This window comes from Clostridium sp. Marseille-Q7071 (assembly GCF_965112025.1).
Genome location: NZ_CBCOPR010000001.1, coordinates 3,902,608 through 3,924,977, shown reverse-complemented (window position 1 = coordinate 3,924,977; position 22,370 = coordinate 3,902,608). Strand labels below are relative to the sequence as shown.

The following is a 22,370-nucleotide window of genomic DNA, read 5'->3' as shown; positions in this document are numbered from 1 at the left end:
GATATTGTATAGCAAAACAATGTTATGTTACAATAAGTTTATAAATTAAATGAAACTTCATAGAATTTTATGCTAATAAAGGGGGATTAGAGAGGTGGAGAAAGAAAAGTATACTATAGGGGATATAATAAAAATTCCTTTCAACTGTGATTTTAGGTACGCTTTAGTTATAATGTTTCAATTCTGCAAGGATTGGTGCCAACCCTGCAGTTAATAGCAACAGCTAAGTTTTTAGATGTGGCTATGGCAATAGTTAGTGGAAAGGCTGATTACAATGAAATTTTCTTACCATTAACTTTAGTGATAATATTTATTGCTTATAACTGGATTTCATCACAGCTTATAAAACTAGTTGAGGTAAAGCTAGAGATAAAACTCAGAGAAAAATTTAGAGTTTTTATTACAGAAAAAAGAGCCAAGCTAAAGTATAAGCACATTGAAAATAAGGATACTTGGGACTTGATATCGAGAGTTGCAAAGGATCCAGAAGTACAATATGCAAATGCATATAAAGCTCTGTTAGATATGGCGGCACTTATTATCAGAATATTAGGAATACTACTTGTGCTGATTACTCAAGTTTGGTGGTCAGCTGTAATTATATTAGCAGTATCCATACCACTATTTGCGCTGGCATTAAAAAGCGGCAAGGCAAACTATGAGGTAAATAGGGAAGTATCAAAGTATAAAAGAAAATATGAATATCTTAAAGAGGTTATCACTGGAAGAGATGCTGTTGATGAAAGAGCACTATTTAGTTATACAGATGAAATGAATAAAAGATGGTGGCAGGAGTATGAGCACGGAAGAAAAATTGAGTATAAAACCAACGTAAAATGGTATATAAGGATGAAAATGGGAAGCGTAATTACTGCACTTATATCTATATTAATAGTAATAGTTCTTATAAATCCAGTAAAACAAGGTCTGCTAACTATAGGAATGTTTATATCTGTTGTTAATGGGGTTTTTTCTTTAGTTCAAATGATGTCCTGGCAGCTTGCATATTATGCACAAGAACTAGCCACTAATAAAGAGCGTCTAAAGGATTTAACAGATTTTGTTAATTTAGAAGAAAGAGAAGGTGCAATTGATAAGCCCGATAAAAATGAAATAAAATTAAAGTCATTGGAGTTTAAAAATGTATCTTTTAAATATCCAGGCACCGATAATTATATTTTGAAAAACATTTCTTTTAATATAGAAGAAGGAAGGCATTATGCTTTTGTTGGAGCTAATGGGTCAGGAAAAACTACTATTACTAAGCTTATCACTGGATTATATGAAGAATTTGAAGGAGAAATCTTAATAAATGGAATAAATATTAAAGAATATAGTCATAGTAAATTAAAATCTTTATGTTCTGTAGTATATCAAGATTTTGCAAAATATTTTATAACTTTAAGGGACAATATTGCTTTAGGGCATATCAGAAAAATGGACAAGGATCTTAGTGATGAAGATATAAATAAGATAGTAAACATTATAGACTTAACACATGTTATAGAGAAACTTCCGAATGGCTTAAACTCTTATTTAGGTAAAATAAAAAGTGATGGATTAGATGTTTCTGGAGGACAATGGCAACGTATAGGTATGGCAAGGTCTATTATAAGTGATGCACCATTAAGAATATTAGACGAGCCTACAGCAGCTTTAGATCCAATAAGTGAAAGTAATATATATGAGAAATTTGAAGAAATAAGTAGAGGCGGGACTACAATTTTCATAAGCCATAGACTTGGGTCAACGAAACTTGCTAATGAGATTTTTGTTATAGAAAATGGGACTATATTAGAAAAAGGTTCTCACGATGAGCTTATGGAGATTAACGGCACTTATGCAGATATGTATGAAAGCCAAAGGAGTTGGTATCTATGATAAAGGAAAATGAGAATAAAGATATATCAGTTTTTAAGATAATTAGAAGAATTCTTCCAATAATTTTAACAGCTTTACCTATATATTTTTTATTATATAGTTTAATAGGAATTATCCATGGAACTTCTATTGGAGCTATAACCCTTATGACTCAAAAATTTTTTGATTCAGTTACAAAAGGAATATCAATTGGAGGAGATGGTTCTAAAGTAATATTAATGGCAATTGCTTTAGGTTTAACTGTAATAGGATCTCAAGTATTAAATGGAATTCATAATTTTATGGGAGACAATCTTAGTAAAAAAATATATGGTCAAATGGGTAAAAAGCTAAATGAAAAATTTGGGAAAATATATCCTGTGGATTTTGAAAATCCTAGATTCTTAGACGATATAAGTAAAGCTGATGAAGGAATGCTCAACAGTATTTACTTAATTTTGTTAGCTTCAACTATCTTTACTTTCTATCTTCCTTATTTTATTTTTATGGGAGTATATCTTTACAAGCTAAAGCCTATTTTAATTGTATCTTTAATATTAATATTTGTACCAGTAGCTTTAACTCAATTTATAAGAGTTAAAATTTTTGGAAAGCTAGCAGATGACTCTGCTCCAATAAGAAGGGAATATGAATATTATGAAAGATGCATGGTAGATAGAGAATATTATAAGGAAACCAGACTTTTAGGAGTTTTTGATTACTTTAAAAATCTTTATATATCTTCATTAAGACTTTTGAACAGTAAAATATGGAAAGCGGAAAGAAATTCTGCACTTATGGAGTTAAGTATGAAGATAATAACTATTTTAGGGTATATGGGAGTTCTTTACTTATTATTTGATGCATTACTTAAAGGTGAAATAACAGTAGGAGCTTTTGGTGCAATATTTTCATCTATAGGCAGCATGTTTAATATAATGGAAGAAATAATATGTCGTCATATAGGTGAGATGACTAGAAATCTAGGTACTGTAAGAAACTTTGTAAGATTTCTTGAAATTCCTGAAAGAGGTGGAGAAGACATAGAAATTAAAGGGACACCAAATATATCTATTAATAATGTATCTTTTGCTTATCCAGGAGCAGATAAAAAATCTTTATCTGATATATCTTTGCAAGTAAAAGCTGGAGAAACTATTGCTATTGTTGGAGAAAATGGGGCAGGAAAAACCACTTTAGTTAAACTTATGACAGGGATATATTTACCTACAGAAGGTGATGTGAAAATTGGAGGAATAGATACCTCTAAAATATCACCCCAGTTTTTATATAGCGGAATATCAGGAGTATTTCAAAAATATCAAAGATATAAGATTACTCTTAAGGACAATATAACCATAAGCTCTATGGAGGAAAAAGGAAATAAAAAACTTAAAGTAGATTTAGAAACAGCAGTATCGAAATCAGATTTAATTATTGATGAGGAAAAGTTCCCTAATGGATATGAAACTATGCTCTCTAGGGAATTTGACGGAGTAGATTTATCTGGTGGGCAATGGCAGAGAATATCTATAGCAAGAGGATTTTATCGTGAGCATAATATGATAGTTCTAGATGAACCTACAGCAGCTATAGATCCTGTTGAAGAAACTAAAATATATAAGAAGTTTGCTGAAATGTCAGAAGGAAAAACTTCTATTATTGTTACTCATAGATTAGGTTCAGCAAAAATAGCTAATAGAATAATAGTTATGGATGATGGAAAAATAGCTGAAATAGGAAATCATGAAGATTTAATAGAGAAGAGAGGTAAATATGCACAAATGTATGAAGCCCAAAGTAAATGGTATGCTGAGGAAAAAGTTGTAGCAGAAACATATATTTAATTTATAAGAAAGTTAGAATAAAAAATGAGGCTTGGACAAAAGCAGGGTTTATACTATCTTTTGTCCAGACTTCATTTTAGTAATAACAATTAACAGTTAATTTATTTCTTAGTTAATGTTGCTATATTTTAGTATTTATTCATTTCTATTTCCGGATGATTTTCTTTAAATTTATCAAGAGCATCTGTGTTGGTTTCTTTTAGGTATTTATCAAAAAAGTCGAGAGAAAGTTCATTGATAAGTTTAAAAGTTTTCTTATAGTTTGAACCAGGAACACTTATTAACGGAGAAAAACCTGCTAAATCGGTAAAACTACCATGATCAGTGTTTGGTAAAACAATAGTGTAGACGCCTGGCTTTTTAATGGTTTGATTTCTCTTATAAGATTCAGCAAAAAGTTCATCTCTATTTCCAACCTCGGCTTTATTTGCTTCTTCCATGTTACGAATTGAATCAGATGCATTAATTAACATATATGGTTTTTCTGGACCTTTATCAGGTATTGCTTCTCCGTATAAACCGCCATCCATATCAATAGCTGCTTTAATTCTCTTGTCTTTAACTAAAACTTGAGTTGAAGTCGCTCCACCAAATGAATGACCCAACATCCCAATCTTATTAAAGTCTACCATTTTAGTTATAGCTTTAAGTTTTTCATCATTAGTACCTTTTTCTACCTCATCTAAAACAAAAGAGGCATCACTTTCCCAAATTTTAATTTCAGAATTAAGGAATTCTAAATCAGTTTCTCTTGGTCTAAAGGGAACAGGTTCTTTTCCTGGGAATAGTGAAGTTGCTGCATCTCCTGTATAGTTTATTGCAACCACAACATAACCATGACTAACCATTTCTTCTATTTGGAAGGTATTTTGGCGATTGTATAAACTCATGCCATGAGAAAATAGAAGTAATGGAAATTTTTCTTTTTCATTTAAAGGTTCAGCATCTTTAAATGAATGTGTTTTAATTAGACCTAAATGTGAAGTAATGAAAGATGGCATTGTTTGAGTAGCCGAAAGTGCTTCACGTAAAGATGTAATATTATCTGAATATGGAGCCTTTTGTTCATTCTCACTATTTGCTGGATAATAAACTTGGACCATCAATTCACGATAAGGGTTATCGTTATACTCGTATTCCTCTTTACGACTTTTATCGATTAAGTGAAAAGAAGTTGTCCCAACTTTATATTCGCCAGTTGGTTTAGGGAATTTTATAACAGGAAAAAGCGTTGGTAAACTAACAACAATCGCTATAACTAACAGATAAGAAGCAATTTTAAAAACCTTAAAGATAGTTTTTTCGAAACACTCTTCTTAGGTTTAATAAAAACTAACAGAATACAACATAAAGTTATCAAGTAAGCTGGTATCATCTGCCAACGAGCACCTTCAATTAAAATATGGGTAAACATTAATCCACCACTTATTAGTAATAAGCTATAATTTTTTTGGTTGCACCTTTTTCCTTAAAGATTAAAAGAAACAACATTATTAGTTGAATTAAGACATATGTTCCTTCGATAATACGCATTTTTTTCACTCCTTAATTTTAGATACATTCAAATGTATGTATATCTTTAAAAAAATAAAACTATTTTGTAGTTTTATTTTTTACTTGAATCTTGAATACTGTCATAGTACTTTTCAAAAGTAGCTCGTACTTTATCATTAATAAATGGTATGCCAATTCCTGAAAGAATTAAGTTAATATGTTCGATTTTTTGCATATACTCTTCCTTAGAAACTGGGAAAATACTTGGATTAGTCCAAAGATTTAAAAGTAAAGTAAAGGTTTCTGCTGCTTGTTTTGGATAGGTCACTTTCATAGATCCATCTCGATTCCCCTCTAAAATAAGTTTTAAAATATCTGGAGCAATTACATGAACGCCATCATTTACCATACGAAAAATAAACTCTGGAGAATTTATCATGTGAGGAATCTTGATAATCTTGCCATGTTCAACATGATTATCAAGTGAAAAGGAAAGGCCCTTTCTTAAACGCTCAATTGCAGTCAAATCCTCACTTTTTTGTTGATTTTCAAATGACTTATTCTCTGAAAAAAACTCAGCAGTTACAGCATCAATTAAATCAGCTTTTGATTTGAAATGATGATAAAATGCTCCTCTAGTAATGTCACCTACATCATCTACGATGTCTTGAATTGTAACATTGTCCCACCCGTTGATTGTGAATAAACGGACAGCTGATTCCAAGATGTTGAACCTAGTGATTTCTGGATATTTATTCCGAGCCATTTAGAACCCTCCTATACATACATTTGAATGTTTCTTTATCTTACTTCTCTTAAGATAAATTGTCAAGACTCTATTTTCAAAAAAATAATTTAAATTAAATTTCTTATATAGACAAAGAGAGTGAGATATAAGTAGATAGTTAGACTTTATTTATATACCGCTTTTAAATTTTAACTATACAAAAATAGCACACCTTCACATGATTAAAGCTACGAAACTAAATCACAAAAGGAGTGCTATTTATGTATTTAAATTGTAACATGGGTGAACTAAATTGCCATCAGAATTAGATTATTACATTACCAAAAGTACTTAAGAAATTCTTCGCAGCAGATGAAAGATAGCCATTCTTCATCCATATTGCAGCTATTTGAGTACATAAAGAATTGTTATCAATTTCTTTATATAATAAATTTGACGAACCTATAAGCTTAAGTGCTGATTTTGGAACAATAGCTATACCAAGACCAGCATTTGCCCACAATAAAGTAGTTCGTGCATCATCATTTTTACAAAAAACTTTAGGTTCAAAACCTAATTTATGACATTCCTCTAAGATTAATTTCTCAAATCGTCTATATATTATTAAAGGCTTATCCATTAAGGCTTTTATATCAATAGTTTTATTATTATCCCAATTTAAGTTTTCTACCATGGCGGCAACCATTGGTTCAGAAGATAAATAAATATGATTTACATCTGCAGTATTAAAAGGTGTACGAACAATTGCAATTTCAATTATACCTCTATTTAGTATTTCTAATAATTCATAAGTATTTCCCTCATGAATTTCAAAATTTATAAATGGATATTTATCGTGAAAGGTAGCTAATCTGTTAGTTAATAATGAAGCACCAGAAGAAGATACTGTTCCTATAGATAAAGTTCCTTGAATCCCTTTTTTAAAATCTTTTAATTCATCTATAGTTGTTTCCGTTAAATCTAATATTTGTTTTGCGCGATTATAAAGCATAAGTCCTGCATCTGTTAATTTAATATTACGACTTCCTCTTTCAACAAGTTTTACTCCCAATTCATTTTCAAGATTCTTCAATTGATAGCTTAAAGGGGGCTGAGCAATATTAAGTTTTTTTGCAGCACTAGTTATTTGTCCTTCTTCTGCAATTGTATAAAAATATTTTAATTGCTTTATATCCATAATATCCACTTCCCATATAAAAATTGTATATAGCCCATATATATTATGTATTTTTAATATATATCTATGCTTGATATAATAATAGGCGAAATATAAAAATAATTCAATATAAATTATATTAAGCATCTTGAAAAGCAGTAAGTTAGTATGTTAGTGTATTTTCTATTGAAATAATTTACCACAATCTACCTATAATTCACTGTGAGCAAATTCCAGTAAATTATATAATATAAATTTTTTAGATGCTTTATAAGGAGGTCAAAATTTGTTTAAATTATTTAAATTTATTAAACCCTATAAAAAACAAGTTATTTTAGGACCGATTTTTAAATTGTTAGAAGCTATATTCGAAATATCAATACCTACAATTATGATTTTAATTGTAGACAAGGGGATAAAAATTGGGAGTACATCGTATATACTGAAAATAGGAGGTATAATGTTTCTCATGGCTACATTGGGAGTTATATCTTCTTTTACTTGTCAATATTTTGCGTCTATAGCATCCCAAGGTTTTGGAACGATTTTAAGAGATGAACTATTTAAGAAAATAGGTACTTTATCTTATAATGAACTAGATGAATTTGGTACAGCTTCACTAATTAATCGTGTAATAAACGATGTAAATCAGCTTCAATTAGCCTTAGCAATGTTTATTCGTCTTGCTATAAGAGTTCCTTTCTTATGTATTGGTGGAATTATAATGGTAATGTTTTTAGATGTTAAGCTTTCAACAATAATGTATTTATCTATTCCTATATTTGCTTTTGTTCTATATATGATAATGAATAAATCCCTACCGTTATATAAAACAGTTCAGAAGAAATTAGATAAATTAGCATTGATATTAAGAGAGAATCTATCTGGAGTAAGAGTTGTAAGGGCATTTTCAAGAATGGAATATGAAAAGGTGAGATTTGAAAGTGCAAATGAAGATCAAACAAATACTTCAATTAAAGTAGGTAAGATCTCAGCTTTAATGAGTCCAATTACAAGTATAATAATGAATTTTTCAATTTTATTTATATTATGGTTTGGAGGCGTTAGAGTAAATAACGGTGCTATTACAACAGGAAAGATTATAGCTTATATAAATTATACAACTTTAATTTTATCAGCACTTATTATTGTTGCTAATCTCATCATAATATTTACTAAAGCTGCTGCAAGTGCTTCACGTGTAAATGAAATATTCGATACAAATTCAAGTATAGAATATAATAACGCTTTACTAAGGGATAGAAAGTCAGATGAAAATGTTAGTTTAATAAAATTTGAAAATGTATCTTTTGCATATAAAAATTCAAAGGAATATTCTATAAGCAATGCTTCTTTTGAAATAGAATCAGGACAAACAGTTGGAATAATTGGAGGTACTGGTTCTGGTAAAACAACACTTATAAATTTAATTCCAAGACTTTATGACGTTAGTGAGGGAAAAATTTTAATTAATGGAATTGACATTAGGGAATATTCTAAAGAAGAACTTGGAAAGAAAATAGGGGTGGTACCACAGAAGGCAATTTTATTTTCAGGAACGGTTTCGGAAAATATAAGATGGGGAAAAGAAAATGCAAGTATAGAGGAAGTTAAAAAAGCAGCTGAAATTAGTAAGGCTGCAGAATTTATTGAAAAGCTTCCACTAAAATATGAAACTAATATATCTCAAGGAGGAGTTAATCTTTCAGGAGGGCAAAAGCAAAGACTTACAATAGCAAGGGCTCTTGTAGGTAACCCAGAAATATTAATTATGGATGATAGTTTAAGCGCATTGGATTATGCCACTGATGCAGCACTTAGAAGTGACCTTAAGAAGAATACAAAAGGTATGACTGTTATTATGGTTAGTCAAAGAGTGAGCACAATAAAAACTGCAGATAGAATAATAGTTTTAGATGATGGAACAGTTTCAGGAGTTGGAACTCATGAAGAATTGATTAGTAATTGCAGTGTATATAAAGAGATATGTAATTCTCAACTTTCAAAGGAGAGTGATGAAGTTGAAAAAGAATAGTTTATTTAGATTATTTAAGTATATTGGAAATCATAAAATATACATGGGTATATCTCTTATATGTGCACTTATTAGTAATATTTTAATGGCATTTATTCCTTTTATTGTAGGAAAAGGAATAGACAAAATTGTAGGAAAAGGAAAAGTGGATTTTGATAATTTGCTAAAAATAATAATTATTTTAGCAGTGGTATATTTAATTAGTTCATTATTTATGTGGATATTTACAGTTATAGCAAATATCATAGCTTTTAAAACTGTTAAAGATATAAGGAATGAAGCTTTTGATAAGATTAGTACTCTTCCACTTAAATATTTTGATGTAAATGCACATGGAGATATAATGAGTAGACTTACAAATGACATTGATGCTATTTCCGATGGATTACTTCAAGGTATAACTCAATTTTATCCTGGAATTGTAACTATAATAAGTTCTCTTGTATTGATGTTTGCTTTAAGTGTAAAAATAACTTTAGTTATATTACTTATGACTCCATTATGTTTTGTAATAGCTTCCTTCATTACAAGTAGATCAAATAAAATGTTTAAAGAGCAACAAAAAACTGTAGGAGAATTAAATGGATATATTGAAGAAATCATAGGCAATCAAAAAGTAGTTAAAGTTTTTGGTTATGAAAAGCGCTCAGAAGAAAAATTTAAGGAGATTAATAGAAGGCTTTATAAATGTGGTCAGCAGGCACAATTCTATTCATCACTTACAAATCCATCAACTAGATTTGTTAATAATATTATTTATGTATTAGTTGGAGTAGTTGGTGGTTTACTGTCGATTTTAAGTGGTCTCAGTGTAGGAACAATATCAAGTTTTTTAACCTATTCAACACAATTTTCACAACCTATAAACAATATAACTAGTGTTGCAACACAGCTTCAAGCAGCACTTGCATCTTGTGAGAGGGTATTTTCAATAATAGATGAAACACCAGAACCAACAGATTTAGAAAATACTAAAAAGATTACAAATTGTGAGGGAAATATAACCTTTGATAATGTATCCTTTTCTTATGTAAAAGAGGTACCTTTAATTAATGGTTTTAATGCAGAAATAAGAAAGGGGAGCACTATTGCTATCGTTGGACCTACAGGTGCAGGAAAAACTACTATGGTTAATTTGCTTATGAGATTTTACGATATAAATAAGGGTAAGATCTTAATTGATGGAATAGATATATATGAAATTAAAAGAAATAATCTTAGATCTTTATTTGGAATGGTTCTTCAAGATACTTGGCTTTTTGAAGGAACAATAAGGGAGAATATTGCCTATGGAAAGCAGGAGGCAACTGAAAGTGAAATTGAAAATGCAGCTAAGGCAGCACATATTCACAGTTTTATAAAAAGACTTCCAGAGGGGTATGATACAGTTATTACAGAGGCAGGAGCAAATCTTTCAGAAGGCCAAAAGCAGCTATTGACTATAGCAAGAGTGATGCTTATAGATCCTCCAATGCTTATACTTGACGAGGCAACTAGTAGTGTTGATACAAGAACTGAAATAAAAATACAAAATGCATTTCTTTCTATGATGAAAGGCAGAACAAGCTTTGTTATAGCTCACAGGCTTTCCACTATTCGTGATGCTGATTTAATCTTAGTAATGAAGGATGGTGAGATAATCGAAAGAGGAAGCCATGAAGAACTAATAAATAGGGGAGGTTTTTATACCGAGCTCTATAAAAGCCAATTTAAAAATGCTACTGATGTAATTTAAAATTTTAGGATAGTTTATATATTAAAAGGTATGAAATTTACTTATTCAAATTTCATACCTTTTTATTTGCTACTATTAAGTTTTATGGGAGTTTCATAAAAAGTTCTATTAAATTTTATTTTATTTTATTTTGAAATATTCAATTCTTTTAAATCTACTCTATCTAATTTTCTAAATTCTACAGCTAAAAGAACAAGGCAGTATAAGAATACTATTACATCTGTAACTGTAGAAGCTATCCATGTGCCTTTAATTCCAACAACTCTAGTAAGAACTATAGCTATAGGCATGAAAAGTACTACTTGTTTTAAAAGAGTTATTATTGCAGATTTTCCACCTTTGCCTATTGATTGGAAGAATGTCATGCACATAACTATAACGCCTGATACTGGGAAGGCTAAAAACATAAGTCTAAATAAATTGTAGCCACTTTCTATTAAAGCTTTATCATTAAAGAACAAACTTAAAACAATCTTAGGTTTAATCATATAAAAACTCCATAATATTCCGATGAATATTACAGAAGCTATACTAAAGATTTTAACCGCTTCTTTAACACGATCATATTTTTTTGCACCAAAGTTCATGCCCACTATAGGCTGAAGTCCTTGTCCTATTCCCCATATAGGTATAAATGTAAACATTAAAATTCTAAGGGCCACACCCATTAATACTACTTGTTCATCTCCACCATATATTGATACAAGCTTATATAATGCAGTTTGTTGTATTAAGTACATAAGTTGCATCATAGCTGCTGAACCTCCTACGGATAATATCTCTGGCGCTAAGTCAGAGGCGAATTTCAATTTATTGAGTGGAATTATTGATTTATTACGCTTAAAGTATATAAATGTAGTTAGAGCTTGAATCATTTGAGCTATTACTGTAGCTATAGCTGCACCTTCAACACCTAGGCCTAAAGGTTTTATAAATATTGGATCTAAAATAATATTTAATATTGCACCTAACGCCATAATACTCATAGCTTCTTTCATCTTTCCTTCGCCTCTTATGAGCATATTAGCACTTTGTGAAAAGTTAACGAAGAAGGATCCTATATATGATATTCTTAAGTAGTTTACTCCGAGCTTTAATATTTCTCCCTTAGCGCCTGAAAATCTAAGCAAGTTTTCTGCAAAAAAACATCCTAATATAGTAACAGACAATGATAATACTAATACACATATTATTAAATTACCTAAAATTTTATTTACTACTTTATCATCTTTAGCTCCAATAGCACGAGATAAAATTGAAGATGAACCAACTCCTACAAGTACAGCAATACAATTGTTTATAAAAGTATAAGGAGAGGATATACTTACAGCAGCTAGTGCAGTTTCTCCTACTAACTTTCCAACAAAAATAGCATCACATAAACTATATAAACCTATGACTAACATTCCTATAATTCCTGGAACAGAAAGTTTTAAAAGTAATTTAAACATATTACCATTAATTAATTCTTCACGATTTTTATTCATAAGTATCATTCCTTTTCTTAAATTAATTTATATATAATAATTGCGATTTTGATTTTATGAAGTTTTTTATTCATTATATAAAGCAAAGCTTCAGAATATGGCTTAGTATCTATAACTTTAAATTCGGATTTGAAGCTTTTAATTCTAATTGATTATTTGTAGTGGTATTCAATTCATCCTTACCCTCCTTTCAAATCAATAGGTGAACGCTCTGAGAACTTTAAGAATGATTATCTTTATCAATTATAAAAGAATATACTATGCACTATCTACTTATATAAGGATTAAAAATAACGGAAAAAGGATTATTCTTATGAAGTGAATTATTTTTAGAAAAATGCAGAAGTTTAGTAAATATATTTAATGAGATGAAGTTATAAATATAATAAAGTGCTAGGTACAAGAGTAGCTGACGTTTTCTTTTATTAAAATTTAAAAGGAAATATATGATTTATAGAAAATATATATTATTAAAGATATAGCAAATGCTATAGTGTTTATAACATTAAATATAAATAGTTTTCAAAATAAGGTAACAACAAACTTTAAATGTTAATAAATAAGGGAGAGTGGGAAATATGCTAAAGATAGCCAGTATTGAAAGAAGAAAAGCAGAATATTTAATTAAAGGGAATGGAGAAAAAACAGTAGCTATTATGGTAGGAATGGGTTGTAGTATTTACGATTGGTTAAATATTATTGAAGATATATCATAGTGCAAGAGATTAGTTCATAATAAGGGGACGGTTCATAATTATATTATAAATAGATTATATTATTTATAATATAATAAAAATGAACTGTCCCTTTAATATTCAAAAAAATTAATAAAAAGCTTTTTATTATGATGATTGTATGCATTGTTATTTTCACAACTTTAATTGGAGGTTCTGTCAAAGAAGGGTGAGTTAAAAATATTTCAGCTATGGAGGTTAAAGAAGAAACCAAGCAGGTTGTTAAGGTGAATGAAAGAAGAAGGATATTAATAGACTTGAAAAACTATATAACTTCAATGATAAAGAAGTCGAGAGCTTTATTTTCTATATAGCCTCTACAAATATTAAAGTTGATGAAGTAACTGTAATTAAAGCTAAAGATGTTAATAATGTGGAAAATATTAAACAGAATTTCTTTATTTCTATGATATACTCTTTAAAAAGAGATTTTTTAGAAAATAGAGAGGAAGTATATAATTTATGAGTACAAATTTTTTAACTTTTACATATAAAATTCCAAGTGAACCATCTAAGAATAGAGTCTATGTTTGGAGAATAATTAAAGATCTAGGAGGAATTTATCTGCAACATGGTGTAGCTTTATTTCCATATCAAGAAAACCTATATGAAATTTTACAGAATCTTCGTGAAGAAGTTAATTTATTAGGTGGAAAATCAACATTAGGTCAACTTAATTTTATAAATGAAGAAGATGAAAAAAATATTATATTGGAGTTCAAACAACAAGTAAATGAAGAATATAATGAATTTCAAGAGAACTGTCAACGACTTATATACGAACTTGACCGTGAAACTGAAAATGGAAAATTTAAATTTTCTGAACTTGAAGAAAATGAGGAAGAGCTAAAAAAGCTCCAACGATGGTATGATAAAATTACTAAAAGAGATTATTTTAATTCGGAAGGTAAAGATAAAGCAGAAGAAGTGTTTGAAAAAGCAAAAGTAAGATTACAAGAATATTCCGATGAAGTTTATAAAAGGCATGAGGAATAATAATAAAATAATATATAAGAAAAAGTTAAGTAGAAATTCTTTATGAAATTAAGATTATAAGGAATTTCTATTTTTTTATATTATAAAATGTTATTGACGTTACATGTAACGAGTGTTACAATTAATATATGTTGTATGTAACCACTGTTACAATTAATATATATTTCATGATGATAATTAGAAATATTAGGGGAGGATAACATTGGGAAAATTTTTCGGGAAGAATGAATTTGAGAATATAAAGGGTAGAGAAAAATATGGCATTATTGCTTGCATTGTAAATATACTTTTGAATATTTTCCTATTCACTTTAAAACTTATGATTGGCCTTTTATCTCAGAGTATATCTATTATGGCTGATGGATTTGATAACTTAGTTGATTCACTTTTATCGGTAGTAATAATTTTAGGGTTTAAGGTTGCCAATAAACCAGCTGATGAAAAACATCGTTTTGGCTATGGAAGAATTGAATATATTTTTACTTTATTAGTTTCTATTTTTATTTTATTATTTGGTGCTTTATTTATTAAAAACTCCTTAATGCAGATATTGAGCCCGAAACCAATAAAATACAGCAATATTGCACTGATTTCGTTAATAATTTCAATCTTAATAAAAGTATTTTTGGTTAAATTTAATAGAAAAATAGGAGAAAAAATAAAATCACCTTTAATGAAATTGAATGTATTAGACTGTTTAACTGATATTCTTTCAACAGGAGCGACAATTATATCATTAACTTTATCAAGTTTTACAGAATTCCCCATAGACGGATTTATAGGAATTATTGTATCTATATTTATATTATATACAGGATTTAAATCAGCAGCTAATAGTATAGATTTATTACTTGGAAGAAATATTACATTTGAACTTATGGATGAGATAAAAAACATACTATTTTCTTATAAGGATATAAGTGGTATTCATAATTTAGTTATTCATGATTATGGGCCAGATAAAAGATGGGGTTCTGTACATGTAGAGATAGTCTCAGATAGAAATTTATCAAAAATCGATGAATTAATGGATAACATACAGAATGATATTGTGAAAAAATTAAATTTGAATATTAATATACACGTGGATTTAACTGAGCAAAAATAAGCTTATAACTACGTACGTAGTAGGATGAAAATCTTAAAGATGTGTATGTTTCCTAATAATAAACAGTTTATTATAGAAGAAATATCAAAGGTTAAATTCAATGTTAAGTTGAATTTAAATATGTTGATGATTTTTTATCACTGTAGGAGAGAGGCGATTAAATTGAAAACAAAATTTCTAGCTTTTAGCTATAAAATACCAAGTGAACCATCTAAAAATAGGGTGTATTTTTGGAGAGCAATTAAAGAGCTAGGTGCAGTGTATCTTCAACATGGAATAATATTGCTTCCTAAAAATGAGGAGATGCTTAATAAATTACAAGAATTAAGATATGAAGTTATAAAATTAAAAGGTAAGGCTACTGTTAGTGAAATTTCATTTATAAATGAAGATGATAAAAATGATATCATGTTTGAGTTTGAAAAATCACGAAAGGAAGAGTATGAAGAATTATCAAAAGAGTGTGAGAAAATTATTCGGGAAATAAATAGAGAGATTGAAAATAAAAAGTTTAAATTTTCGGAACTAGAAGAAAATGAGGAAGAATTAGAAAAAATTAAACGCTGGTTTAAAAAAATAGTTATGAGAGATTATTACAATATATCAGAAAGAGAAATAGCAGTTGAAAAAATAAAGAGTGCAGAAATAAAACTTCAAAGATATTCCGAAGAAGTCTGCAAAAGAGAAAATTCAAAATTTTATTGTCATAAAAATCATAATTGCGATCATAAACACTATTATAAATGTCATCATAGATAGGAGTGATATTTATGCAGGAGTTATTGGAAGAAATAAGAAATAGTTTAAAAGAAAAAGGCTATAAAATAACGCAACCAAGAGAAAAGGTATTAGATATTATTATTAAAAATCGATATAAACATTTAACTTCTGATGAAATTTACGTGCTTATAAAAAAAGATTATCCTAAAATAGGTATTTCAACGGTTTATAGAACCATGCAATTATTAGAGAGAATCAATATAGTATGCAAATTTGATTCTGATGAAGAGGGTATTAGGTATGAATTAATGGAACCAAATGATAAATATCAGCATCCTCATTTTATATGTAAAAACTGTAATAAAGTATATCCTGTAAAAGATGTTAACTTAGAACAAATAAAAAATAAAATTGATAAGAACTTTAATTTTAAGATAATTGACTATAGTCTTAAGTTTTACGGAATATGCAAAAATTGCAGCAAATTATAGAATTATATTAAAGGGACGGTTCATTTTATTATACTATTTATAATAAAATGAACCGTCCCTTTAATAGGAGTGCCTTGGGAATGTGTACTTTTAAAAGAAACAATAGTTTAATTTAACTTAACTACATGAATAACAAAGTTACTGTCTATATTTGACATTGTAAATGAGTAATAGTAAAATATATAAATATAAAAGTGAATAAAGACAGTTCGTAACCATCCTGTCTATAAACAAAACTAGGACGTAACTACCGGCTTAGGTAGTTTTTTGTTTATGGGCGCTTTGCGCCCTTTTTTATTTTCAAAAAAACTTTAAAAGTGAGGAGGAAGAATAATGAAGAAAATAGGATTAACCACTACAGTACCAGTGGAAGTTCTTATTGCAGCAGGATACACTCCAATAGATTTAAATAATATTTTTATAACTTCAGAGAAGTATTTAAAATACATAGATATAGCCGAAAGAGATGGTTTTCCGAAAAGCTTGTGTGCTTGGATAAAGGGGATTTATGGAGTATGCATAGAGGAAAATATTAGAGAAATAGTTGGTGTTGTAGAAGGGGACTGCTCCAATACAAAAGCTCTTATAGAAGTGCTCAATTTAAGAGGAGTAAAAATACATCCTTTTTCATATCCGCAGAGTCATAAAATAGAGGATGTGGAAAATGAAATAAGAAAATTTATGAAAAGTTTTAATGTTACTGAAGATGCAGCAGAAGAGGTTAGAAAAAGATTAGCAAAGATTAGAAAATTATCTAAGGAAATTGATGAGTTAACATATAAGGAAAATAAGACCACAGGCTTTGAAAATCATTTATATTCCGTAAGCTTAAGTGATTTAAATGGAGATATTGATAGCTTGGAAGAGAGCCTTAAAAAAGCTATTGAAGAAATTAAGAAAAGAGAACCGCTAAATAAAAAGTTAAGGTTAGGATACATAGGAGTTCCGCCTATGACCTGTGATATATATGAATTTGTTGAAAAATTTAATGCCCACTTTGTATACAATGAAGTGCAAAGGGAATTTGCTTTTCCTAGAGGAGATAAAGCAAGAAATATATTTCAGCAGTATTATGATTACACTTATCCATATGATGTTAATTATAGAATTATAGAATTAAAAAACCAAATAAAAGAAAGAAAATTAGATGGTATAATTCACTACACTCAAGCGTTTTGCTACAGGGCTGTGGAAGATATTATACTAAAGGAAAAATTAGATATTCCAATACTTAATATTGAAGGGGATAAGTTAAATACATTGGATGCAAGGACAAAGCTAAGGTTAGAAGCTTTTCTTGATATGCTAGTGGATTTAAAGGAGAGTAGAGTATGAGAGTGCTAGGAATAGATCTCGGAAGTAGAGAAGTTAAAATAGTTTCCATGGAAGATAGCAATATAGTAGTAAAGAAAAAAATAAGTACCATGAGTTTTTATAGAGATTATTGCAGCTATAAGGGTAAAATTATTGTAAATTTAGAAAAATTAGACTTAGGGCAAGTTGATAAAGCAATATCTACTGGCTATGGAAAAAACAATACTGATTTATTGCTTTTTACCCCAATAAATGAGATAAAAGCTCATGTTTATGGAGGAATTTATCAAACTGGATTAAAAGACTTTATTCTCTTAGACGTAGGTGGACAAGATGTAAAGGTGGTTAAAGTAGAAAAGAGAATTATTACAGATTTAGAACTTAATGAAAAATGTGCTGCATCCTGTGGTAGATATTTAGAGAATATGGCAAATGTGCTTGAAATATCTCTTGACGAAATGAGCAAGTACTGTGAAAATCCTGTGGAGTTAAACTCAACCTGCGCTGTATTTTCTGAGTCAGAGTTAATAGGGAAAATAGCTGAAGGAGTGGAGATGGATAGACTTTGTGCAGGAGTTAACTATTCATTATATAAAAGACTTCATCCACTACTCAATAAGTTTAGAGGGAAAAGGTTAATTTTAACAGGGGGCGTGGCTAATAATACTGCTATAAAAAAATATCTACAAAAGGATTACGAAGAGATAGTGTGTATAGAGGAACCACAATTTAATGGAGCAATAGGATGTTGCTATTATGGGAGTAAGATTTTAAAGTGAGGAGGAAAAATCTATGTATATATTAAAAGCGGAACAGAGTTTTGATAGTGCTCATTTTCTTGCAAGATATGAGGGCAAATGCAGTAATATTCATGGACATAGATGGAAGGTTGAAATTGAAATAAAATCTCAAAGCTTAATAAAAGATGGACAACTAGATGGTATGGTAATAGATTTTGGGGATTTAAAAAAGGCTGTAAAAGATATGGTAGATTATTATGATCATGGATTAATTATTGAAAAAGGAACTATGAGAGAAGAAACTTTAAATTGTCTTTTATTAGATGGATTTAAAATAATAGAAGTGGATTTTAGACCAACAGCAGAAAATTTTGCAGCCTTTTTCTTTAAAACTATGAAAGCTCAAGAATTCAATGTATTAAGAGCTACAGTTTTTGAGACTCCTACCAATAGCGCTACCTATGAAGAAAGAGAGGAGAGCTAAAGTGAAACTTAAGGTTGTAGAAAAGTTTGTTAGTATCAATGGAGAAGGGCTTCTTTGTGGTCAATTAGCAGTATTTATAAGATTTCCAGGATGCAATTTGAATTGTAGTTATTGCGATACTTCTTGGGCTAATGAAAAAAATGTAGCTTATGAATATATGTCTATAGAGGATATATATTCATATATAAAATCCACAAAGGTGAAAAATATTACCTTAACTGGAGGAGAACCTCTTTTGAATCAAGGGATAAAAGAATTAATAGAAAGGCTTTCTAAGGATAAAGAACTTCATGTGGAAATAGAGACTAACGGTAGTGTATTGCTCCAAGAGTTTTTAAAAACAGAAAAGCCGCCAAGTTTTACTATGGATTATAAGCTTCCTTCAAGCAATATGGAGAGAAACATGGAGTTAGATAATTTTAAATATTTAACAAAGAAAGATACAGTTAAATTTGTATCTGGTAGCGTTGATGATTTAGAGAAAGCAAAATATATAATAGATAAATTTAACCTTATAGATAAAACTAATGTGTATGTGAGCCCTGTTTTTGGGGGAATTTCCTTAGATAGCATTGTAGAGTTTATGAAGGAAAACAATATGAATGGAGTTACACTACAGGTGCAACTTCATAAAGTTATATGGGACGCAAATAAGAGAGGTGTATAAATTATGACAATTGATACAAAGGCAATTGAAGAGCATATAAGAGGTATTTTAATAGCACTAGGAGATAATCCTGATAGAGAAGGGTTAAAGGATACACCAAAGAGAGTAGCTAAAATGTATAAAGAAGTATTTGAAGGAATGAACTATACCAATGATGAAATTGTATCAATGTTTAACACTACCTTCGAAAATGACTTAGATATAAAAGAAAATAATAATGATATGGTTTTTATGAAGGGTATAGAAATATTTAGCTACTGTGAACATCATTTAGCACTGATGTATAACATGAAGGTTTCAGTGGCTTACATTCTTAATAAAAAAGTTATTGGATTAAGTAAAATAGCTAGAATAGCCGATATGGTAGGGCGCAGACTACAGCTTCAAGAAAGAATTGGAAGCGACATAGCAGAAATTATACAAAAGGTAACCGGTTCAGAAGATGTGGCAGTTATTATAGAAGAGGAACATGGATGCATGACTTCTAGGGGAATACAAAAGCCGGGGACAAAAACCATATCAACTACCTTAGAGGGAAGATTTAATACAGACCCAATTTTAAATAACAAATTGATGATGCTTTATCAATAATAATAGGAGTGAATGGTAATGAACAAAGAAAAAGCAGTAGTGGTATTTAGTGGTGGACAAGATAGTACAACTTGTTTATTTTGGGCGAAAAAGAAGTTTAAAGAAGTTATAGCAGTATCCTTTGACTATAATCAAAAACATATATTAGAGTTAGAGTGTGCAAAGGATATATGCAAAAAATATAATGTAGAGCACCATATTTTAGATTTGAATTTATTAAACCAACTTGCACCAAACTCATTAACAAGAGTAGATATAGAAGTTGATAAAGAAGCACCAGGGGAGGGAGTTCCAAACAGCTTTGTAGACGGAAGAAACATGCTATTTTTAAGCTTTGTAGCTGTATTTGCAAAGCAAAGAGGAATAAACACAATTATAACTGGGGTGTCACAAAGTGATTTTAGCGGATATCCAGATTGTAGGGACGTATTTATTAAATCTTTAAATGTAACCTTAAATTTAGCCATGGATTATCAATTTGAAATTCTTACACCTTTAATGTGGATTAATAAAGCGGAAGTTTGGAAAATGGCTAAGGATTTAGATGTTCTTAACATTATTAAAGAAGAAACATTAACTTGCTATAATGGAATAAAGGGAGACGGATGCGGAGAATGTCCTGCTTGTAAGTTAAGGAAGAATGGTTATTTAGAATTTTTAAGAAGTTAACTATGAACAAACGTAGCTGGTTATGGCTAAACTTATTTTAAATTAGGGGACGGTTCATAAATTATATCTTAAATAATTTATGCATATATTAATTCTAAAATTTAGAGTATTATCAATAATAAATAATGATTTTAAATAAATAAAAAATGTGAGCATTATTAAAGGTTAAGGATAAATAGTTCAAAATTACATGATATGGAGAAACATGCGGAAATTATAAATAGATTGGTTTAAGAAAAGATTTATATAGCTATATATGTAGAATATATAATCTTTACTTCATATATAATGCAATAGAAGCTAATTTAGAGAAGCATAAAAAGGATGAATGTATTAAATATTTTCTATTTAGAACTTTGAGAAATCAAGGTTCTTTTTTATATCGTACATATAAGCAACTTTAACACAGAATCATTTATGAACTTGAGAAGTGAGAGAAGAGGATGTTACTATTTTGTTGTACACTGTATTAATATAGTGAAATAATCACTTGATTAGATAAATTTCTTTTAGAAGAATTAGACATACTATTAATAAATGAACTTATAATCTATATTGATGAAAATTATATAGATTGGCTAAAAGACATTTTTAATAATATATTATAAAAATTAATTATGAAGGAGTAAACTAATGAATAAAGTAACAGTTTTAGAAATAAAATTTGATATTGGTGGCGTTGAAAATACTATTTTCCCAGTTATATTGTGTGATGAAAAGGAAGTTGTTTTAATTGATTGCGGATATCCAAATTTTTTATCTTTAATAAAAAATGCTGCTGAAGCAAATGGTATTAATCTTGAAAAATTAACAAAAATAATTATAACACATCATGATTTTGATCATATGGGAGCTTTAGCTGAATTTAAAAGGGAGTATCCACAGATAAAAATTCTTTCATCAATTGATGAAGAAAAATATATTAGTGGTAAAGAAAGATCTTTAAGATTACAGCAAGCGGAAAGTATATATGATACTCTTCCAGAAGATGAAAAAGAAAATTCGAAAAAATTTCATCAGCTGCTTGAGTCAATAGAAAATGCAGATGTTGATGTATGTTTAAAAGATAAAGATTCATTTCCATGGTGTGGAGGAGTTGAAATAGTTTCGACTCCAGGCCATATGCCAGGTCATATTTCAATTTATGTAAAAGATAGTAAAACATTAATTTCTGGAGATGCATTGGTAATAGAAGACAATAAATTAAGCATTGCAAATCCAAATTACACTTTAGATATTGCTCAGGCAAAAAATTCTATAAAGAAATTATTAAATTATGAAATAGACAGAATCATTTGCTATCATGGTGGCATATATACTAAAAATATTAAAGAATCATTAAGAGATATCAGTTCTTAATTAGGGGACGGTTCATAATTTTATTATAAATAAAATTACATTATTTATAATAAAAATGAACCGTCCTTTTATGCACAAGGAATCTGATATTCTATAATTAAAAGATTAGGATGATTCAAATTGTAATAAAAATTT

At 29.0% G+C, this 22,370-nt stretch carries 22 protein-coding genes; 18 read left to right on the top strand and 4 right to left on the bottom strand.

All coding sequences use genetic code 11. The annotated features are described in order from the left end of the window. Positions 1-243: 243 nt before the first annotated feature. On the top strand, positions 244-1,881 hold the full coding sequence (locus ACWPW7_RS18685; RefSeq protein WP_454054730.1) for an ABC transporter ATP-binding protein: 1,638 nt from the start codon (positions 244-246) through the stop codon (positions 1,879-1,881). Then, positions 1,878-3,707: an ABC transporter ATP-binding protein gene (locus ACWPW7_RS18680; RefSeq protein WP_454054729.1), complete on the top strand. Its 1,830-nt coding sequence runs from the start codon at positions 1,878-1,880 to the stop codon at positions 3,705-3,707. The genes ACWPW7_RS18685 and ACWPW7_RS18680 overlap by 4 nt, the downstream gene beginning before the upstream one ends. Positions 3,708-3,835: 128 nt before the next feature. On the opposite strand, the gene ACWPW7_RS18675 is transcribed toward ACWPW7_RS18680, so the two are convergent. The 3 genes from ACWPW7_RS18675 to ACWPW7_RS18665 all read right to left on the bottom strand — a co-directional run bounded on the left by ACWPW7_RS18675 (position 3,836) and on the right by ACWPW7_RS18665 (position 7,126). After that, positions 3,836-4,924: an alpha/beta hydrolase family protein gene (locus tag ACWPW7_RS18675; RefSeq protein WP_454055540.1), complete on the bottom strand. Its 1,089-nt coding sequence runs from the start codon at positions 4,922-4,924 to the stop codon at positions 3,836-3,838. 389 nt (positions 4,925-5,313) lie between these two features. Continuing rightward, a complete protein-coding gene (locus ACWPW7_RS18670) occupies positions 5,314-5,967 on the bottom strand; it encodes a TetR/AcrR family transcriptional regulator (RefSeq protein WP_454054728.1) in 654 nt (217 codons plus the stop codon). 286 nt (positions 5,968-6,253) lie between these two features. Next, complete coding sequence (locus tag ACWPW7_RS18665; RefSeq protein ID WP_454054727.1) at positions 6,254-7,126, bottom strand: LysR family transcriptional regulator; 873 nt, start codon at positions 7,124-7,126, stop codon at positions 6,254-6,256. Positions 7,127-7,391: 265 nt separating this feature from the next. Between ACWPW7_RS18665 and ACWPW7_RS18660 the strand changes: the two genes are divergently transcribed. Both ACWPW7_RS18660 and ACWPW7_RS18655 read left to right on the top strand, forming a co-directional pair. After that, entirely contained in the window at positions 7,392-9,140 is a 1,749-nt protein-coding gene (locus ACWPW7_RS18660) for an ABC transporter ATP-binding protein (RefSeq protein WP_454054726.1), read from the top strand. After that, positions 9,127-10,875 carry an ABC transporter ATP-binding protein gene (locus ACWPW7_RS18655; protein ID WP_454054725.1) on the top strand — a complete coding sequence of 583 codons (1,749 nt, stop codon included), beginning with the start codon at positions 9,127-9,129 and terminating at the stop codon, positions 10,873-10,875. The genes ACWPW7_RS18660 and ACWPW7_RS18655 overlap by 14 nt, the downstream gene beginning before the upstream one ends. A gap of 125 nt (positions 10,876-11,000) precedes the next feature. Here the strand turns inward: ACWPW7_RS18655 and ACWPW7_RS18650 are convergent, their stop codons facing one another. Then, complete coding sequence (locus ACWPW7_RS18650; protein ID WP_454054724.1) at positions 11,001-12,362, bottom strand: MATE family efflux transporter; 1,362 nt, start codon at positions 12,360-12,362, stop codon at positions 11,001-11,003. 578 nt (positions 12,363-12,940) lie between these two features. Here ACWPW7_RS18650 and ACWPW7_RS18645 point away from each other — a divergent pair. The 14 genes from ACWPW7_RS18645 to ACWPW7_RS18580 all read left to right on the top strand — a co-directional run bounded on the left by ACWPW7_RS18645 (position 12,941) and on the right by ACWPW7_RS18580 (position 22,235). Further along, positions 12,941-13,078: a hypothetical protein gene (locus ACWPW7_RS18645; RefSeq protein ID WP_454054723.1), complete on the top strand. Its 138-nt coding sequence runs from the start codon at positions 12,941-12,943 to the stop codon at positions 13,076-13,078. 209 nt (positions 13,079-13,287) lie between these two features. Further along, on the top strand, positions 13,288-13,410 hold the full coding sequence (locus ACWPW7_RS18640) for a hypothetical protein (RefSeq protein WP_454054722.1): 123 nt from the start codon (positions 13,288-13,290) through the stop codon (positions 13,408-13,410). After that, positions 13,398-13,562, top strand: coding sequence for a hypothetical protein (locus ACWPW7_RS18635; RefSeq protein ID WP_454055539.1), 165 nt, complete (start codon positions 13,398-13,400; stop codon positions 13,560-13,562). Before ACWPW7_RS18640 ends, ACWPW7_RS18635 begins: the two co-directional genes overlap by 13 nt. Next, positions 13,559-14,092, top strand: coding sequence for a Chromate resistance protein ChrB (locus tag ACWPW7_RS18630; RefSeq protein WP_039633709.1), 534 nt, complete (start codon positions 13,559-13,561; stop codon positions 14,090-14,092). The genes ACWPW7_RS18635 and ACWPW7_RS18630 overlap by 4 nt, the downstream gene beginning before the upstream one ends. Before the next feature lie 202 nt (positions 14,093-14,294). Further along, the gene (locus ACWPW7_RS18625) at positions 14,295-15,200 is read left to right on the top strand and encodes a cation diffusion facilitator family transporter (protein ID WP_454054721.1); all 906 of its coding nucleotides are present in this window, start codon (positions 14,295-14,297) and stop codon (positions 15,198-15,200) included. Between the two features lie 162 nt (positions 15,201-15,362). Beyond that, positions 15,363-15,959 carry a Chromate resistance protein ChrB gene (locus tag ACWPW7_RS18620; RefSeq protein WP_454054720.1) on the top strand — a complete coding sequence of 199 codons (597 nt, stop codon included), beginning with the start codon at positions 15,363-15,365 and terminating at the stop codon, positions 15,957-15,959. Between the two features lie 11 nt (positions 15,960-15,970). Beyond that, positions 15,971-16,411, top strand: a complete 441-nt coding sequence (locus ACWPW7_RS18615) for a Fur family transcriptional regulator (RefSeq protein ID WP_454054719.1) — start codon at positions 15,971-15,973, stop codon at positions 16,409-16,411. 333 nt (positions 16,412-16,744) lie between these two features. Beyond that, positions 16,745-17,746 (top strand): 2-hydroxyacyl-CoA dehydratase family protein, encoded by a 1,002-nt coding sequence (locus ACWPW7_RS18610; protein WP_454054718.1) that lies wholly within the window; start codon positions 16,745-16,747, stop codon positions 17,744-17,746. After that, positions 17,743-18,504, top strand: coding sequence for an acyl-CoA dehydratase activase (locus tag ACWPW7_RS18605; protein ID WP_454054717.1), 762 nt, complete (start codon positions 17,743-17,745; stop codon positions 18,502-18,504). Before ACWPW7_RS18610 ends, ACWPW7_RS18605 begins: the two co-directional genes overlap by 4 nt. A 13-nt stretch (positions 18,505-18,517) precedes the next feature. Continuing rightward, complete coding sequence (gene queD, locus ACWPW7_RS18600) at positions 18,518-18,949, top strand: 6-carboxytetrahydropterin synthase QueD (RefSeq protein WP_454054716.1); 432 nt, start codon at positions 18,518-18,520, stop codon at positions 18,947-18,949. Between the two features lies 1 nt (position 18,950). After that, the gene (queE, locus tag ACWPW7_RS18595; RefSeq protein WP_454054715.1) at positions 18,951-19,616 is read left to right on the top strand and encodes a putative 7-carboxy-7-deazaguanine synthase QueE; all 666 of its coding nucleotides are present in this window, start codon (positions 18,951-18,953) and stop codon (positions 19,614-19,616) included. Positions 19,617-19,619: 3 nt separating this feature from the next. Then, entirely contained in the window at positions 19,620-20,207 is a 588-nt protein-coding gene (gene folE, locus ACWPW7_RS18590) for a GTP cyclohydrolase I FolE (RefSeq protein WP_454054714.1), read from the top strand. An 18-nt stretch (positions 20,208-20,225) separates the two neighbouring features. Continuing rightward, complete coding sequence (gene queC / locus ACWPW7_RS18585; RefSeq protein ID WP_454054713.1) at positions 20,226-20,876, top strand: 7-cyano-7-deazaguanine synthase QueC; 651 nt, start codon at positions 20,226-20,228, stop codon at positions 20,874-20,876. Between the two features lie 633 nt (positions 20,877-21,509). Beyond that, complete coding sequence (locus ACWPW7_RS18580; RefSeq protein ID WP_454054712.1) at positions 21,510-22,235, top strand: MBL fold metallo-hydrolase; 726 nt, start codon at positions 21,510-21,512, stop codon at positions 22,233-22,235. The last annotated feature ends 135 nt before the right edge of the window (positions 22,236-22,370 follow it).

Coding starts and splice junctions, on each gene's coding strand:
- ACWPW7_RS18685 (WP_454054730.1), top strand. CDS start 244: ATGGCAATAGTTAGTGGAAAGGCTGATTACAATGAAATTTTCTTACCA.
- ACWPW7_RS18680 (WP_454054729.1), top strand. CDS start 1,878: ATGATAAAGGAAAATGAGAATAAAGATATATCAGTTTTTAAGATAATT.
- ACWPW7_RS18670 (WP_454054728.1), bottom strand. CDS start 5,967: ATGGCTCGGAATAAATATCCAGAAATCACTAGGTTCAACATCTTGGAA.
- ACWPW7_RS18665 (WP_454054727.1), bottom strand. CDS start 7,126: ATGGATATAAAGCAATTAAAATATTTTTATACAATTGCAGAAGAAGGA.
- ACWPW7_RS18650 (WP_454054724.1), bottom strand. CDS start 12,362: ATGAATAAAAATCGTGAAGAATTAATTAATGGTAATATGTTTAAATTA.
- ACWPW7_RS18645 (WP_454054723.1), top strand. CDS start 12,941: ATGCTAAAGATAGCCAGTATTGAAAGAAGAAAAGCAGAATATTTAATT.
- ACWPW7_RS18640 (WP_454054722.1), top strand. CDS start 13,288: ATGGAGGTTAAAGAAGAAACCAAGCAGGTTGTTAAGGTGAATGAAAGA.
- ACWPW7_RS18630 (WP_039633709.1), top strand. CDS start 13,559: ATGAGTACAAATTTTTTAACTTTTACATATAAAATTCCAAGTGAACCA.
- ACWPW7_RS18615 (WP_454054719.1), top strand. CDS start 15,971: ATGCAGGAGTTATTGGAAGAAATAAGAAATAGTTTAAAAGAAAAAGGC.
- ACWPW7_RS18610 (WP_454054718.1), top strand. CDS start 16,745: ATGAAGAAAATAGGATTAACCACTACAGTACCAGTGGAAGTTCTTATT.
- ACWPW7_RS18605 (WP_454054717.1), top strand. CDS start 17,743: ATGAGAGTGCTAGGAATAGATCTCGGAAGTAGAGAAGTTAAAATAGTT.
- queD (WP_454054716.1), top strand. CDS start 18,518: ATGTATATATTAAAAGCGGAACAGAGTTTTGATAGTGCTCATTTTCTT.
- folE (WP_454054714.1), top strand. CDS start 19,620: ATGACAATTGATACAAAGGCAATTGAAGAGCATATAAGAGGTATTTTA.
- queC (WP_454054713.1), top strand. CDS start 20,226: ATGAACAAAGAAAAAGCAGTAGTGGTATTTAGTGGTGGACAAGATAGT.
- ACWPW7_RS18580 (WP_454054712.1), top strand. CDS start 21,510: ATGAATAAAGTAACAGTTTTAGAAATAAAATTTGATATTGGTGGCGTT.